Genomic DNA, 12817 nt, shown 5'->3' on the forward strand with positions numbered 1-12817 from the left:
AGTATATAGTGAGCTGACAGTTTCCAGATAGCGCCCACCTCCCTGTTCGCTAGACTTGAAGGGAGCAGCACAATGCCGGGAGGCCAATCATGGAAACAGAGAAAGCCATCGGGCTGATCGAGGCCCACGGAGTCTTTCACGGGGATCACTACAGCTTCAACAGCGGCGAGTTCGTGCAGTGGTGCCAGGAAGATGCCCACCAGACCCTCAGCCTGGAGCAGGCCAATCACGAGTTGGCGCCCTTCTGCATCCGGGTCGGTTTCGCCGAGCCGGTCCGGTCGTGGCGTTACTATCTCACCTGAACTACCTCACCTGAGATGTGACGCAGAGGGAGGGACGAGCCGCGCGATGCGGGGAGTCAGTGAAAAAGGAGCCGGTAAGGCTCCTTTCTTGTGATGGGCTGGGCGCCGGGCGAAGGCGGAGAGTAGCCCTAGTTGTCGAAGTTCCAGGCAATGGGCAGCTCAAGATCGAAGATCAGCTGATCCCCGTCGAGGGTAAAAGCCACGCTGGTCTGGTGCTGGTCATATTCATCGATAAGGCGGCAGCTCTCGGCGAAGTTGGACTCGTAGTTGAGGCGCGCACTGCCGCCGGTGTTAGCCCCGTCGAGTTCCACCCCCAGTACCCGCAGCGGGTCCTTCTGACTGAGCTTGACCCGGCTGTCCCCCACATCCACCAGCCGCTCCAGCAGGGGGAAGAAGTCCTGCTTGTTCGCCTCGATGGCCCGGGTGATGGCCTGCTCCAGCTCGGCGCGGCTGGCAAGGGGGCCATTTAGCGTATAGCGGGTCTGTATCCTCTCCTGGGTCATGCTCTGTACCTCTCAGATGTTGCCAGCGGGGGTCTTAGTCCTAGCTGCGATGGGGCGCTCAGGCGGGGATGCGGCCATTGCGCACCAGGGCCCGGCGGATGTTCTTGCACAGCTTGCCGAAGCTGTAGAGCTCGTCGAAGGTGGGCGGGATGCCGCGATCGATCTGATATTGCCAGTAGCAGAGGTCCGTATCCACCAGCTCCATCAGCTTCTTGGGGCAGCCGATGCAGGTATTGTCCGGCCCGCACTTGAAGGTATCCGGTTGATAAAGCGGAAATTCCGCCTTCACGGCATCGATGATCTGCTGCATCGCGGTGATCCTGTCGGGCTTTCTGCTCACGGCCTTGTTCCCCTGCGGCTTGTATGGGGGAGTCATTATATCCCTGTCAAAAATGGGGCCAATGACGCTTACGGGGTAGTTTCGCGTGGACGCTATAAGGAAGGCGGTCTTGCTTGTTTTCAGTCTGCGGTTTTGTAAGGCCAGTATTTGTTGGCTAGGCGAGAGGTTTATTGAGTTGTTTTACAGGGCATCATTGGTGTCAAAATGAACCAACTTCCCGTTGGAAGCAGGCAAAATCATAAGGAGACATGATGATGAGATATACCCCGTTCTTACTTTGTTGGTGGGCTTTGTGTGCTCAGGCTGAGATACCCAAGCCAGTGCAAGAAGGCACACTCGCCAACCCGCAGCTTATTCAGGATGCCATGGCGGGCGTGGCGTCCTGGGTGGCTACCAAGGGTTGTGAGGCACCGGAGCGTTTTGTGCCCGTGGTGTTGCAGTTGACTAGGGGAGAGCCAGGTAGCCGCTACTGGCAGGAGCGCTGGACCGTGATGGGGTGTGGCAAAGAATATCCCGTGACCATCGACTTTCGGGAAACGGGTATGGAAAGTGCCATGTGGAGCATTGTGAATTGAATTGCTGGTCAGCATGAATAAGTCGAGCAGTAGCTACCTATATCGATATTGTCTCGCCTGTTAGGCAAGATGTAGTTGATGACGTATTACAGCTATGTAAGCCCTACAGGATAGCTACCGCTCTGTTATGACCACTTTTTCTCAGACTTCACCATTTGAATTGCATCAGTTGAGTTAATATGTGTCGGAAGATAAATGGCTATTGATATATGTGTTACAGGGTGGGCTAATATTTTATTATTTGGGGTGGCACGGCAATTGATGTATTAAATTGGACTTGCTGACCATCGTAGTTGTAGAAACTGCTTGAAGATATATTTGAGTGTGAGGGTAAATCAAGAACGATAGCGATCTCATTTAATAGGTGTGGATTTTTGTCTTTATCAAGCTCATATATCCTCAATCGATATAGGCCCTGCTCAGTAGTCATAAGTTGATAGCCTTGTAATTTATTGTTTTCGTTGCGCCACGTTAACCCAGCAGTATCGGTGAATGGTTCATCATAGTACACCGGTATACTATCGGAAAAAATAATCAGCAATGTTAAAAGAATGGCACCAGTAAATGCATAACAATGATACAGTGACTTAATCAAGAATTTGATTTTTTTCATAAGCTATAACTTCTATGGAGAGAAAAACTCGTAGTCAGGTGTAATGATGGTATTTCCTCGATACGTTACATAAACGATAGTGCCCTCATCATCCACTATGGCATATGGCCATTTTTCATTGGCTTTATACATGGCTGCATAAAGTGGATGGAAGTAGTCTTGAGTTTTTCCAGTTGGGTCATATGGCAATCGGACATGATATATTGGATATTTTTTATCGTTACACAACTCGACTTTTTTTAATATGACACCTCGTTCCAGCAGTACCTGTTTGGTTGGGTGCCGCCAGTTCTCCAAATCTGCACTTATGCAATTGTATGTAACTTCTTTATAAAGGCGGGTATCCAATAGTAGTGGCGCATCAGTGCTGAGTAGCATGATAAGTGGAAGCAACATATAAAACGGCCTATAACAGTGAGCTTGCCCAGCCCTAGAGTCAGGCGAGTATAGCGATATATGGGGTTTGAATGAACCCAATTTACCTCCTTTATTCCTCGACTGTTAAGTGAGGTGGCAAGAGGATTGCTGATATAGCAACGCCCGGCAAGCCGGGCGTTGTGGGAGGAGAGGCAAGAGCCGTCCTGCAAGGGGGCCATGGCCCCTTAGAAGTCGTGATAAAGCGGCCAGCCGAGCAGCGGGTGTTTGAGCCCGGCGCGCATCTCCATGTTGTCGAGCTTCTCCGGGGAGGCGTCCTCTTTTTGCAACTGCTGGTACTGGCGCACGAAGCCGAGGGTGTGCAGCAGGTTGGGCACAAAGCCCGGGCTCAGCTCTTGGCGCAGGGCGGCGGCCATGTCCGCGGGCAGCGCGCTCAGCAGCAGGGTGAGCTGGGTCGCCAGATAGTCGGTGTCATACCAGCCCTCGTCGAGGACAATCTCCCGCGCAAGTCGGCGCTTGAGATCCTGCTTCACCTTGAGCGGGGCGGCGCCACTGCCCTTGCCGCAGAGGATGCGGTAGAGCAGCGCTTCGGCCAACTTGTCCTCCATGGTGGGGTGGTCGCTCTCACAGGCGAAGAAGTGCTGGTCGATGAGCACCATCAGGCGGCTCTTGTTGTGCTCGGTCAGCGCTTTCTCGTACTCCTGCCACCCTTGCCACTCCTCCACATCGGGCGGGCTCGAGATCTTGTCCAGCAGGCGGGCATCCACGTCACCGTAGAGGCTGTTGCCAGCCTGCTTGGGGCTGACGGTGATGAGCATTGACCAGCCCTTCTGGAACGGTTTGATGGGGCCTTCCGGCGCCTGCAGCAGCGCCAGCGCCTTGGCCGGATCCCGCGCCGAGAGCTCCTGCAGGCCGAGGCTTATCACGCCGATGACGTCGTGGGCGGCCTGCTCCAGCAGGTGCATCTTGTACTTGTTGTAGTACTTGTCGGCGAATTTGAGGCTCATCAGCACCGCCTTGCCCTTGATGGCGGCCAGCTGTTGCTCGCTCAGGCGTTCATTGTCGCGGCCAAAGCGCAGCACCTGGGTCAAAAAGGGGCCCTGGTTGGCATCGCGAATGACTAACTGCATGAATGGGCTCCTTAATCCAGAAAGCTGAACATGTCGTCGACGTCGCCGTACTCGTCTTCCTCGACCTTGTTCTTCTCCTTGGCCTGCATCACCAGTTCGGCGGCAAACTTGTTGATGATGCCGTCCCAGGTCGAGTGTTCGCTCCGCAGCAGCGCCTTGATGGCTTTCTCCACCTCGGGGGCCAGCTCGCGGATCAGCATCAAGAGGCTGCGCGGGTCGTCCAGCGCGTAGTCGTGCACATCCTCGCTCTGCTGGCGCTCGCTGTAGCGCAGGGACTCTTCGAGATCTTCCTCTTCGGCGTGCAGCACGTCGCGATAGCCTTCGTCCTCTTCATATCGATCGCCGCGATAGAACTCGATAAAGGGGATGGCGAGGTAGAAGAGACCGGCCGGATCCTCAGCCACACACTCGAGGATCTCGCGCTGCTTGGCTTCGCTATCCTGGGTGCGGATCAGGTAGTTGAGGAAGTCGAAGGTGTGCTGCTGCAGCTCGTCGGCGTTGTTCTTGATCGCCTCTTCCCAGTAGAGCGGTTGCTGGCAGACGATGTCGCGGATCCGCTCCGGGGTCATCAGCTCGGAGATGATGGAGGGGAAGGAGATGTCGTGCTGGCCGTTGATCTGGGTCAGGGTAACGATATCAATGTTTTCAATCACTTCTGCCAGCTGGTCGTCAGACATGGTCTTGGCGATCAGCTCGAACTTCTCGCTGGCCTGCTTCGGCTCGATGACGGCCAGCTCTTTGATCTCGATGGCGGTAATTTCTATCAGACTGTTGCTCATGCCTTGCCCCAATTAGAAACGGACTTCGTCGTACATATCCTGCTCGCCCTGGTCGTCGCCATAGCGGTCGCTGCCGCCATGATAATCGGCGTCGGCATCTTCCCCGTCTTCCTCTTCTTCGTCGCGCAGCTCATAGTCGTCATCGCCGCGGTGGCTGCCGCGTGGCAACGGGTTGTCGAGCAGAAACAGCACGGCGCAGGCTTCCATCAGCTGATCTTCGCTCTGGGCCCGCACTGCCTTGACCAGCGGCAGGGCGGCGTTGTTGAAGCCGACGCTCACCTTGAACTCGTCCCAGCTCGGCTGCTCGCCGCTGGTGAGCCACTTGTTCCACTGCCCCTTGGCCTTTGCCGGGAACTGCACCCGGCCATAGAGGGCCAGCGGCAGGTATTCGGGCATGAACTCCAGCATGCTCATGTCGGCCAGCAGCAGGGCCTTCATCTGGTCGGTGAACTGCTCGAGCCCCTTGGGGTCGTCCTGATCCCGGTAGGATTCGATATTCTCGCTGGCATCGCTTTGCAGGGCCTTGAGCCGTGCCTGGTCCCATTTTTTTTGCATAGTCGCTCTTCTTGCCTGGTGGCTCAGGGGTAGAACTGGTCCCACATCTCCTGCATGGCAGCAGCGGGATCGGTCACGATGACGTTGTTGAAATCCTTGATGAAGGCGGCCCGCTGTTTCGGATCGGACAGCACTTCATAAGCCTGCTTTACCTGGTGCAGCTTGAGGGCTGCCTGCTCTTTCTCTTCTTCGCTCGCCCCGTGCAGTTTGTCGGGGTGGTACTGGTTCGACAGCCGACGATAGGCTTTTTTGATGTCGTTTTCACTGGCGTTGGACTTGACGCCCAACACCCGGAAGTAGTTGTTCATGACGGATCCTGCCTCACTGGCATCGTGGAATTGACCCTGCGCTGGCCTGGCGGCGGAGATCTTGGCAAACCAGGCTCGGCAAAAACCCGACATTTTAACGCAAACAGGCGACCATCGCCATGAATAGGAAGAAAAGTAACCAGGGGGAGGTGCGGTCGGTACACCTTGCGATCTGCCTCCCGGTAGGGAGTAGCACCGGGGCTACACTACAGGAGGCGCCGGGCGTTGCCCTGGCGATCTTCAGCAGGCCTCGGCCGGGCCGAGACCCTTACTAAGGAATGGACAGCCATGCTCAAATTTTATCTTCTGCCAATGGTACTGCTGGGCGGCCTTGCCATCGCCGCCGATGAGAGCATCGACGAGCCCTTGATGTTCATCAAGGGGGACATCACCAAGGCCCAGTTCATGGAAAGAGCCGAGCAGCGTTTTGCCCGGCAGGACACCGACAAGGATGGCACCCTGTCGGTGGCCGAGAGAGAGGCTGCCATGGCCAAGATGCACGAGGCGATGCAGCAGTCCGGCCAGGCCATGCCGGGCAAGATGGGAAACATGGGCAACATGAGGGCTATGCAAGACACGACCAAGGCGCAGTTCATGGCACGCCATGAGGCCCTCTTCACCCGGATGGACAAGAACGGGGACGGGGTACTCGACGAGGCCGAGCGGGCCAGCGCCAGGGGGCGGCTCGGTCAGGGCGCCATGGCGCCCACGAAATAGGCTTGTCAGCCTTCAGATGAAAAAGAGCCCGGTCGTGATACCGGGCTCTTTGCATACATTCATTGCTGGGCGGGCGGGATTACCAGCCAGCCCACAACAGGCGGGCCTTGAGCCCGAGCCACGAGCTCCAGCCGGTGGTGCTGCTCACCAGCGTCCCATCCTTGATGACGAGGAAGGTGGGGGTGACCCCCACCTGCCAGCGGGCGGCCAGAACTCCCCGCTCATCGTTGTGGGTGGGAAAGGCGAGCCCCTTCTTCGCCATCCCGGCGCGTAACTGCTCATCGCTGCCGGAGCGCAGCGCCACCGTCAGCACGTTCTCTCCCTCCTGCCACAGGCTCTCCACGGTCGGTGTGGTGAAGCGGCACACCCCGCACCAGCTGGCCCAGTAGTAGACCAGCAGCGGCTTGCCGCGGCTCTGCTCGGCCAGGTTGGTGGTGGTGCCATCCTGCAGGGTGAAGGGGGCTTCCATGGCCCCCGCCGGCAGGCTGGGGCTGCGCCACAGATCCAGCAGGGTGGAGATGACCAGCGCCATCAGCAGCAGCCAGAGCGCCTCCTTGCCCCAGCGGCGCCAGCGGGGTGGTTTTACGACTGCATCCTCCGCCATGGCTTAGCTCCGCTTGGCCAGCTCGGCCTTCACCAGCTGCTCCAGCTCGTCATAGGGGAGGGCGCCCGGCACCAGCTGGTTGCCGATGAGCGTCGCCGGGGTGCCCTGCACGCCAAGAAGAGTGCCGATACGAAGGCTGTTGCGCAGCTCCTCGGTGGCCTTGGCATCGGGCTTGAGGGCCGTGTTGCCGGTGGCCGCCAACGCCTTGTTGATGTCCGCCTCGGTCAGCATCCCCTGCTTGCTCATCAGCTTGTCGTGCAGGGCGAGGAAGCGGGCCGGATCCTGTTGCCAGAGGGTGAGGCTGTACTGGGCCGCCTTGGCCGAGCTCTGCCCCTTGAACGGCAGCAGCTTGACCACCAGCCCCAGATCGTCGGGATAGGCCTTGAGCAGCTTGGTCAGCTGGGGATCGAACTGCTTGCAATAGGGGCAGTTGTAGTCGGTGAACAGCACCAGGGTCAGCTTGGGATTCTTGGCGCCGAGCCGCGGGCTGGTGGCACTGTTGAACAGCACATCCTGATTGCCCTTGATGAAGTTGCCGAGCTGGGCCTCCTGGGCCGCGGCGTTCTGTTTCTCCCAGGATTCGGCCGCCTCGTCGAGGATGGTCGGGTTCTGGACCAGGGTCTCGCGAATGAGCTCCTTGATGCGCGCCTCCTGCTCCGGGGTGAAGGGGGCCGCCTGCAACAAGGGGGCACTCAGGGTGCCGGCAAGCAGGGTGGTGCAGAGGGTCAGGGTGCGCAGTTTCAGAGTACGCAGGGTCATGGGATTCTCCTTAAAAATGGGTGACATCGGCCCGGACGAGGCCGGCCTGGTGCAACACGTCGAGCAAGTCGGCCTTGTCCAGCAGGGGGGAGAGGATCTCTCCCTCTGGCAGGCCGGGCCCGTAGATCTGGTTGAAGGGCACGGCGGCCGCGCCGCGCTGGCGCAGGAAGGCGGAGATGGCATCGCTCGGCCGGCTCCAGTCACCGCGCAGGGCCACCACGTCCGGGGCCGACAGGGCGCTCTGCACCTCGTCACGCAGCAGCACGTTGTACTTGTTGGCCTTGCAGGTGACGCACCAGTCGGCGGTGACGTCAACGAAGACCCGCTTGCGCTGGGCCAGCGCATCGACGATGGCCTGCTCGGAGAGCGGCTGCCAGGCGATGCGATCGACGCTGCCTGACCCCTGCGCCGTGAGGGCGCCCCCCAGCAGCAGGGCGCCGCCGATAAGGGCCGAGAGGGAGAGGGCCAGCGTGAAACCGCGCATGCCATAACGCCAGAGGATGCCGATCAGCAGCGCCAGCAGCATGGCGGCCATCAGCCAGCCGGTGGCCGTGCTGCCCAGATGGTTGCCAAGCAGGCTCGCCAGCCAGAGGCTGGAGCCCAGCATCATCAGCCCGAGCAGGATGCGCAGCCGCCCCATCCAGCGGCCCGGTTTGGGCAGCCAGAGGGCGAGGCGCGGCAGAGCCGCCACCAGCAGCCAGGGCAGGCTCATGCCAAGGCCGAGCGCCGTGAAGATGAGCCAGAGCTGGCCGAGCGGTGCCGCCAGCGCAAAGGCCACCGCGGTGCCGAGGAAGGGGGCCGAGCAGGGGGTGGCCAGCAGGGTGGCGAAGCTCCCCTGCAGGAAATGCCCGCCCAATCCGTTACCGCCGCGGGTGGCGAGACGGGTACTGAGACTGCTCGGCAGCCTTATCTCGAACAGCCCCAGCAGGTTGGCGCAAAACAGCAGGGTCACCGCCACCATGAAGCCGATGAAGCCGGCGCTCTGGAACTGGATCCCCCAGCCGACCGCGCCACTCATTCCAAAACTGGGGGCGCGCAGCAGGCTGCTCATGGCTGCCAGCACCCAGAAGGAGGCGATGATGCCGGCGCTGGCGGCGAGGAACTGCTTGCGCACCTGTCGCTGTTCGCTCTCCTGCTGCTGCAGCACGGTACCCAGTTTCAGGGCCAGCACCGGCAGTACGCAAGGCATCAGGTTGAGGATGAGGCCGCCGAGCAGCGCCGCCCCCAGCAGCCAGATGAGAGGCTGGCCTGGGGCCGGCAGGGCGAGAGGCCCGGCGATGGTGGCGCTGGTCTGCCAGGCTTCATCGCCGCTGCCGAGCAGCAGGCCGAGGGATTGGCCACGCAAGTCAGGGGCATCCCCCTGCCAGCCGTCGCTGACTGGCACCCGGGCAATCAGGGTGTTGCCGCTCACCTCGAGCGCCGGCTTGCCGAACTCGGCCCCCTCCAGCGCATCGATGAAGAGCGCAGGCGCCTGCCAACCCTCTGCCCGCTCGGCGCGCAGCTGCAGCTGGTTGTGCTGGTAGCCGAGCTCGACCCGGGTATCGGCGGGCAGCGTTTGCGGCAAGGTACTCATGGCCTGGGCCCAGGCGAAGTCGAAACCGGCCGGCGCCTGCCCATCCACCGCCAGGGTGAAGGGGTAGTCGGTCAGGATGCAGACGTTGCTGCAGGTGGAGAGGCGCAAGGTGCCCTTGAGCGGCTGCCCGGCGGGGGAGTCCAGGCTCAGGGGGAAGCGTACCTGTTGCTGATAGCCCTGGGTGCTGAGCCCGGCCACCTCGAAGGGGCGCGGTGTGGGCCAGTGCCACTGGAAGTTGCCGACCGGCTGCTCCCACAGGATCTGGGGCGCTATGCCCCCTTCACCCGGGCTGCGCCAGTAGGTTTTCCAGCCGGATTCGAGGGCCACCTCGAGCAGGATGCGGGTCTGGTCAGGGGCGCTGCGGTCGGCTTGCAGCCTGACCTTGGCGTGATCGTTCTGGGGGCTGGTGAGCCAGCCCGTATCGCTGGCCAATCCAGTGGATTGCCACAGCAGGCAGCCCAGCAGCAGGCTCGCCTTGAAGAGAGTTGACATAGATGTTGTCTCGCAAAAAATGAATGACAGCAGGCTGAAAAAGCGCGGCTGAACTCATTCCCGCCAGACACAGAGGGTGAGGTGAAGTCGTCGTTCGGGGGGCGACACGGCCCGTGGTGGCGGCAGTGGCGGCGTGTAGCGCCAGAGCGGGGTCAGCAGGGCGATGAGCAGGGCCACCGCAAAGAACAGCTGCTCAAGGCAGAGCAGGGTGGTGGCGCTCAGCCACTTGCCGTTGAGCTGGCAACTGTTGGGCTGCGGGCTGGCGGGCGTGCCCTTGTCGGCCTGGTCGTCGGCTGCGGCGAACTGGGGCAGGGCCTGACAGCTGATGGCGTGATCGAGCAGGGCTAGCCGGGCCAGCGGCTGGGCAGCGCAATTGAGCACCAGCAGGCAGACCAGCAGCAGGAGTCGTTTCGCCACGCGTTGTTGGTGAATCATGCTCGCCCCGTTCATCAAGATGGCCACATCCTAACGGCCAATGCCGGGTGGGGCAAGCCGCCATCCGTTTTATGGCTCAGGGGCGAGTGGCGAAGGGTGGTCGGTTCTGTCTGGCGAACGCTTGTTCGCTAAAAGGGGGACCAGTATACTGCGCCGAGTCAAAATCCGAGGTGTTCGATGCTCAAAATTGCCCGTGTGCTGCTGCTTGGTCTGCTGCTCATCTTCTGGTTCCTGTTCGGTCTGCTGCTGTGCCTGGTGCGTCCGCGCCATCCCAACAACGTCTATGTCTTTGCCCGCATGTATCACGCCGTCTGTCCGCTCATCGGCCTCAAGGTCCGGGTGACGGTGGCCGACGAGGTGAAGTCGGTGGGACCGGCCGTCTACGTCTGCAACCACCAGAGCAACTACGACATCTTCACCGTGACCGGCGCGGTGCAGCCCGGCGTGGTGGCGGTGGGCAAGAAGAGCCTGCTGTGGCTGCCCTTCTTCGGCCTCATCTTCTGGCTCTCCGGCAACGTGCTGATCGACCGCTCCAACCGCTCACGTGCCATCGGCACCATAGGCCAGGTGGTGGATCGCATCAAGGCACGTGGCACCTCCATCTGGATGTTCCCGGAGGGGACCCGTTCCAAGGGGCGCGGCCTGCTGCCATTCAAGGCGGGTGCCTTCCATACTGCGGTGCAGGCTGAGGTGCCAGTGGTGCCTATCGTCTGCTCCAGCTACTTCGGCCAGATCGATCTCAACCGCTGGGACAACGGCGAGGTGCTGCTGGAAGTGATGGCCCCTGTCTGCAGCAAGGAGCATGGCGCCGCCGGCATCCGCGAGCTGTCCGAGATCTGCCGCAGCCGGATGGAGGCCAAGCTGGTCGAACTGGACCGCAAGCTCGGTCATACCCGCGCCGCCTGAGCCTGTCACTGATTGCATGAGGGAGCCGTTGGCTCCCTTTTTTATTGGTGAAAATCGCCACCAGATCGGTATTTTTCGCCACTAAGACGGTGTTGAAAATATCTGATAAAACCTCATCTATATGTAAGTAAAGGAAAAATTATCTTGGCATGGCTCTTGTAATGTTATGGGAAGAGATTGTCATCCCATCAACAAGGAGCCAGACCATGAGCGTATTTAGCCGCCTGACCGACGTGATCAATGCCAACCTGCACAGCCTGCTCGACAAGAGCGAAGAGCCGGAGAAGATGCTGCGGCTGATGATTGAGGAGATGGAGCAGGTCCAGGTCGAGATGAGAACCCAGGCCGCCCGCGTCATCGCCGAACAGAAGCAGCTGGAGCGTCATCAGCAGACGTTGCAACACCAGATCCTGGAGTGGTTGGCCAAGGCCGAGCTCGCCATCCAGAAGGGGCGCGAGGATCTGGCCCGGGCCGCGCTCACCGAGAAGCTGGCCGAGGTCAAGAAATGCGAACAGCTGGAGCAGGACAAGGCGCGGGTCGCCGAGGTGCTGGCCCAGCTCACCGCCGACAGCGAGCGGCTGGCCGCCAAGCTGACCGAGGCGCGTGAGAAGCAGAAGATGCTGACCCTGCGCGAGCAGACCGCCCACAGCCGGCTGCGGGCCCGTGCCCAGGTGGACAACCAGCGCATGCACGAGCTGATGGCCCGTTTTGACGGCTTTCAGGGGCGGGTCGATCAGCTGGAAGCTCAGCTGGAGGCGGCAACCCTGGGGCAGAACCCCTCGCTGGAGGCCCAGTTCCGCGAGCTGGAGCTGAACGACGAGATTGAACGGGAACTGGCCCGCCTCAAGGGTCAAAAGGTGGAGGCATAACCATGACGCCCTGGCCGAAGGATCTTGCCCATCGCAAGCTGACCGGAGTCTGTGCCGGCATCGCCAATGGGCTGGGGCTCTCCAGGGTGACGGTGCGGGTCGCGGCCCTGATGGCGCTGATCCTGATGCCGCCCCTGGTCCTGGCCATCTATCTGCTGGCGGTGCTCGTCATGCCGCCCCGTCGTGAATTGAAGCGCTGGCTGGATTGACCCCGGGTCATCTGGCCGCATCAACCCAGTGAGGAGCACAACATGCTGGAATTTATCGTCTTGATGCTGGTCTTGGTCGGCATGGCGCTGGCCGGATTCACCGTGCTGGCCATGTTGCTGGTGAGCGGCGTCTTCGTGCTGTTTGGCGCGTTGGCCGGCATGTTTGCCCTCATCATCAAGCTGGCGCCCTGGTTGCTGGTGCTGCTGGTGGTGTGCTGGTTCATCAGCAGTAGGCGCAAGCAAGCCAATACCTACCGTTGACACTCCCTGTTATCGGATCCTTCCTTGGTCGCTGCATGCAGCGGCCTTTTTTGCGTTTGCTGGGGTGTGCTGCTTCATCAGCTGCCGGCGCAAGCAGGTTAATGCCTACCGTTGACACTCCCTGTTATCGGCTCCTTCCCTGGTCGCTGCATGCAGCGGCCTTTTTTGTGGCCGGGCGGCGGCCAGCCATGATTCGCTGCAGGCGAGCCAGCGCTCCGGCTGGGTGATCAGCTGCTCCTTGAAGGCCTTGCTCTGCTGCTTGAGTCGGTATTCGAGGCGCAGCGCCATGCCTTTCTCACCGACGGCCTGCTGCCACGCCAGGGTCAGTGGCCCCTTGCCGCGCAGGGCGCGGGCTCCCTTGCCACTCTGGTGCTGGCGCAGGCGGCGAACCGGATCCGTGCTAATCCCGGTATAGAGCAGGCCGCTGGCGGTGCGCACCATGTAGATGAACCAGTGGCAGGTGGGCGGGCTGGCAGCTGGTTTGGCGCCGCTAGGGGGTTTTCTCATTCGAT

General features: G+C 60.7%; 20 protein-coding genes. 7 read left to right on the forward strand and 13 right to left on the reverse strand.

Annotation, left to right across the window (positions count from 1 at the left end; genetic code table 11):
• The first annotated feature begins 89 nt into the window (after nucleotides 1-89).
• Nucleotides 90-302, forward strand: coding sequence for a hypothetical protein (locus ACB033_RS11625; protein WP_017765356.1), 213 nt, complete (start codon nucleotides 90-92; stop codon nucleotides 300-302).
• A 128-nt stretch (nucleotides 303-430) separates the two neighbouring features.
• On the opposite strand, the gene ACB033_RS11630 is transcribed toward ACB033_RS11625, so the two are convergent.
• Together ACB033_RS11630 and ACB033_RS11635 are read right to left on the reverse strand one after the other, a co-directional pair.
• Nucleotides 431-805: a hypothetical protein gene (locus ACB033_RS11630; RefSeq protein WP_139724973.1), complete on the reverse strand. Its 375-nt coding sequence runs from the start codon at nucleotides 803-805 to the stop codon at nucleotides 431-433.
• 58 nt (nucleotides 806-863) lie between these two features.
• The gene (locus ACB033_RS11635) at nucleotides 864-1115 is read right to left on the reverse strand and encodes a hypothetical protein (protein WP_005305289.1); all 252 of its coding nucleotides are present in this window, start codon (nucleotides 1113-1115) and stop codon (nucleotides 864-866) included.
• Nucleotides 1116-1396: 281 nt separating this feature from the next.
• Here ACB033_RS11635 and ACB033_RS11640 point away from each other — a divergent pair, with 281 nt between their 5' ends.
• Nucleotides 1397-1720: a hypothetical protein gene (locus tag ACB033_RS11640; protein WP_371140528.1), complete on the forward strand. Its 324-nt coding sequence runs from the start codon at nucleotides 1397-1399 to the stop codon at nucleotides 1718-1720.
• A gap of 226 nt (nucleotides 1721-1946) precedes the next feature.
• Here the strand turns inward: ACB033_RS11640 and ACB033_RS11645 are convergent, their stop codons facing one another.
• The 6 genes from ACB033_RS11645 to ACB033_RS11670 form a co-directional block, all read right to left on the reverse strand.
• Nucleotides 1947-2333 carry a hypothetical protein gene (locus ACB033_RS11645; protein ID WP_139430658.1) on the reverse strand — a complete coding sequence of 129 codons (387 nt, stop codon included), beginning with the start codon at nucleotides 2331-2333 and terminating at the stop codon, nucleotides 1947-1949.
• Between the two features lie 12 nt (nucleotides 2334-2345).
• The gene (locus tag ACB033_RS11650) at nucleotides 2346-2729 is read right to left on the reverse strand and encodes a hypothetical protein (protein WP_139724971.1); all 384 of its coding nucleotides are present in this window, start codon (nucleotides 2727-2729) and stop codon (nucleotides 2346-2348) included.
• Between the two features lie 206 nt (nucleotides 2730-2935).
• A complete protein-coding gene (locus tag ACB033_RS11655) occupies nucleotides 2936-3838 on the reverse strand; it encodes a hypothetical protein (protein ID WP_139724970.1) in 903 nt (300 codons plus the stop codon).
• A gap of 11 nt (nucleotides 3839-3849) precedes the next feature.
• Nucleotides 3850-4617 (reverse strand): hypothetical protein, encoded by a 768-nt coding sequence (locus ACB033_RS11660; protein WP_024943297.1) that lies wholly within the window; start codon nucleotides 4615-4617, stop codon nucleotides 3850-3852.
• Nucleotides 4618-4629: 12 nt separating this feature from the next.
• Complete coding sequence (locus tag ACB033_RS11665; RefSeq protein WP_371140529.1) at nucleotides 4630-5172, reverse strand: hypothetical protein; 543 nt, start codon at nucleotides 5170-5172, stop codon at nucleotides 4630-4632.
• A gap of 23 nt (nucleotides 5173-5195) precedes the next feature.
• Nucleotides 5196-5480 (reverse strand): DnaJ domain-containing protein, encoded by a 285-nt coding sequence (locus ACB033_RS11670; protein WP_005305278.1) that lies wholly within the window; start codon nucleotides 5478-5480, stop codon nucleotides 5196-5198.
• A 288-nt stretch (nucleotides 5481-5768) separates the two neighbouring features.
• On the opposite strand from ACB033_RS11670, the gene ACB033_RS11675 reads away from it, so the two are divergent.
• On the forward strand, nucleotides 5769-6197 hold the full coding sequence (locus ACB033_RS11675) for a hypothetical protein (protein ID WP_025201126.1): 429 nt from the start codon (nucleotides 5769-5771) through the stop codon (nucleotides 6195-6197).
• Nucleotides 6198-6276: 79 nt separating this feature from the next.
• Here the strand turns inward: ACB033_RS11675 and ACB033_RS11680 are convergent, their stop codons facing one another.
• The 4 genes from ACB033_RS11680 to ACB033_RS11695 are packed head-to-tail and all read right to left on the reverse strand — an operon-like array spanning nucleotide 6277 to nucleotide 10060.
• On the reverse strand, nucleotides 6277-6801 hold the full coding sequence (locus ACB033_RS11680) for a redoxin domain-containing protein (RefSeq protein WP_139724964.1): 525 nt from the start codon (nucleotides 6799-6801) through the stop codon (nucleotides 6277-6279).
• Between the two features lie 3 nt (nucleotides 6802-6804).
• Entirely contained in the window at nucleotides 6805-7560 is a 756-nt protein-coding gene (locus ACB033_RS11685) for a DsbA family protein (protein ID WP_139724962.1), read from the reverse strand.
• 10 nt (nucleotides 7561-7570) lie between these two features.
• Complete coding sequence (locus ACB033_RS11690; protein WP_139724960.1) at nucleotides 7571-9625, reverse strand: protein-disulfide reductase DsbD; 2055 nt, start codon at nucleotides 9623-9625, stop codon at nucleotides 7571-7573.
• Nucleotides 9626-9679: 54 nt separating this feature from the next.
• On the reverse strand, nucleotides 9680-10060 hold the full coding sequence (locus ACB033_RS11695; RefSeq protein ID WP_139724958.1) for a hypothetical protein: 381 nt from the start codon (nucleotides 10058-10060) through the stop codon (nucleotides 9680-9682).
• Nucleotides 10061-10237: 177 nt separating this feature from the next.
• Between ACB033_RS11695 and ACB033_RS11700 the strand changes: the two genes are divergently transcribed.
• The 4 genes from ACB033_RS11700 (at nucleotide 10238) to pspG (ending at nucleotide 12305) form a co-directional block, all read left to right on the forward strand.
• Nucleotides 10238-10966, forward strand: a complete 729-nt coding sequence (locus tag ACB033_RS11700; RefSeq protein WP_010636063.1) for a 1-acylglycerol-3-phosphate O-acyltransferase — start codon at nucleotides 10238-10240, stop codon at nucleotides 10964-10966.
• 206 nt (nucleotides 10967-11172) lie between these two features.
• On the forward strand, nucleotides 11173-11835 hold the full coding sequence (pspA, locus tag ACB033_RS11705) for a phage shock protein PspA (protein ID WP_371140530.1): 663 nt from the start codon (nucleotides 11173-11175) through the stop codon (nucleotides 11833-11835).
• Between the two features lie 2 nt (nucleotides 11836-11837).
• Nucleotides 11838-12044, forward strand: coding sequence for a PspC domain-containing protein (locus ACB033_RS11710; protein WP_139724954.1), 207 nt, complete (start codon nucleotides 11838-11840; stop codon nucleotides 12042-12044).
• Between the two features lie 42 nt (nucleotides 12045-12086).
• Nucleotides 12087-12305 (forward strand): envelope stress response protein PspG, encoded by a 219-nt coding sequence (pspG, locus tag ACB033_RS11715; protein WP_010636066.1) that lies wholly within the window; start codon nucleotides 12087-12089, stop codon nucleotides 12303-12305.
• A gap of 105 nt (nucleotides 12306-12410) precedes the next feature.
• Here pspG and ACB033_RS11720 read toward each other — a convergent pair whose 3' ends face one another.
• Entirely contained in the window at nucleotides 12411-12812 is a 402-nt protein-coding gene (locus ACB033_RS11720; RefSeq protein ID WP_139724952.1) for a GIY-YIG nuclease family protein, read from the reverse strand.
• Nucleotides 12813-12817 lie beyond the last annotated feature (5 nt).

The sequence above is a fragment of the Aeromonas sp. S15(2024) genome (assembly GCF_041402265.1).
GTDB classification, from domain to species: domain Bacteria; phylum Pseudomonadota; class Gammaproteobacteria; order Enterobacterales; family Aeromonadaceae; genus Aeromonas; species Aeromonas dhakensis.

What these genes read in the sequence shown, in the direction of transcription:
- ACB033_RS11680 (WP_139724964.1), bottom strand. Translation starts at nt 6,801, where the DNA reads ATGGCGGAGGATGCAGTCGTAAAACCACCCCGCTGGCGCCGCTGGGGC.
- ACB033_RS11650 (WP_139724971.1), bottom strand. Translation starts at nt 2,729, where the DNA reads ATGTTGCTTCCACTTATCATGCTACTCAGCACTGATGCGCCACTACTA.
- ACB033_RS11685 (WP_139724962.1), bottom strand. Translation starts at nt 7,560, where the DNA reads ATGACCCTGCGTACTCTGAAACTGCGCACCCTGACCCTCTGCACCACC.
- ACB033_RS11635 (WP_005305289.1), bottom strand. Translation starts at nt 1,115, where the DNA reads ATGCAGCAGATCATCGATGCCGTGAAGGCGGAATTTCCGCTTTATCAA.
- pspG (WP_010636066.1), top strand. Translation starts at nt 12,087, where the DNA reads ATGCTGGAATTTATCGTCTTGATGCTGGTCTTGGTCGGCATGGCGCTG.
- ACB033_RS11630 (WP_139724973.1), bottom strand. Translation starts at nt 805, where the DNA reads ATGACCCAGGAGAGGATACAGACCCGCTATACGCTAAATGGCCCCCTT.
- ACB033_RS11625 (WP_017765356.1), top strand. Translation starts at nt 90, where the DNA reads ATGGAAACAGAGAAAGCCATCGGGCTGATCGAGGCCCACGGAGTCTTT.
- ACB033_RS11660 (WP_024943297.1), bottom strand. Translation starts at nt 4,617, where the DNA reads ATGAGCAACAGTCTGATAGAAATTACCGCCATCGAGATCAAAGAGCTG.
- ACB033_RS11675 (WP_025201126.1), top strand. Translation starts at nt 5,769, where the DNA reads ATGCTCAAATTTTATCTTCTGCCAATGGTACTGCTGGGCGGCCTTGCC.
- ACB033_RS11720 (WP_139724952.1), bottom strand. Translation starts at nt 12,812, where the DNA reads ATGAGAAAACCCCCTAGCGGCGCCAAACCAGCTGCCAGCCCGCCCACC.
- ACB033_RS11640 (WP_371140528.1), top strand. Translation starts at nt 1,397, where the DNA reads ATGATGAGATATACCCCGTTCTTACTTTGTTGGTGGGCTTTGTGTGCT.
- ACB033_RS11645 (WP_139430658.1), bottom strand. Translation starts at nt 2,333, where the DNA reads ATGAAAAAAATCAAATTCTTGATTAAGTCACTGTATCATTGTTATGCA.
- pspA (WP_371140530.1), top strand. Translation starts at nt 11,173, where the DNA reads ATGAGCGTATTTAGCCGCCTGACCGACGTGATCAATGCCAACCTGCAC.
- ACB033_RS11690 (WP_139724960.1), bottom strand. Translation starts at nt 9,625, where the DNA reads ATGTCAACTCTCTTCAAGGCGAGCCTGCTGCTGGGCTGCCTGCTGTGG.
- ACB033_RS11710 (WP_139724954.1), top strand. Translation starts at nt 11,838, where the DNA reads ATGACGCCCTGGCCGAAGGATCTTGCCCATCGCAAGCTGACCGGAGTC.
- ACB033_RS11700 (WP_010636063.1), top strand. Translation starts at nt 10,238, where the DNA reads ATGCTCAAAATTGCCCGTGTGCTGCTGCTTGGTCTGCTGCTCATCTTC.
- ACB033_RS11695 (WP_139724958.1), bottom strand. Translation starts at nt 10,060, where the DNA reads ATGATTCACCAACAACGCGTGGCGAAACGACTCCTGCTGCTGGTCTGC.
- ACB033_RS11655 (WP_139724970.1), bottom strand. Translation starts at nt 3,838, where the DNA reads ATGCAGTTAGTCATTCGCGATGCCAACCAGGGCCCCTTTTTGACCCAG.
- ACB033_RS11670 (WP_005305278.1), bottom strand. Translation starts at nt 5,480, where the DNA reads ATGAACAACTACTTCCGGGTGTTGGGCGTCAAGTCCAACGCCAGTGAA.
- ACB033_RS11665 (WP_371140529.1), bottom strand. Translation starts at nt 5,172, where the DNA reads ATGCAAAAAAAATGGGACCAGGCACGGCTCAAGGCCCTGCAAAGCGAT.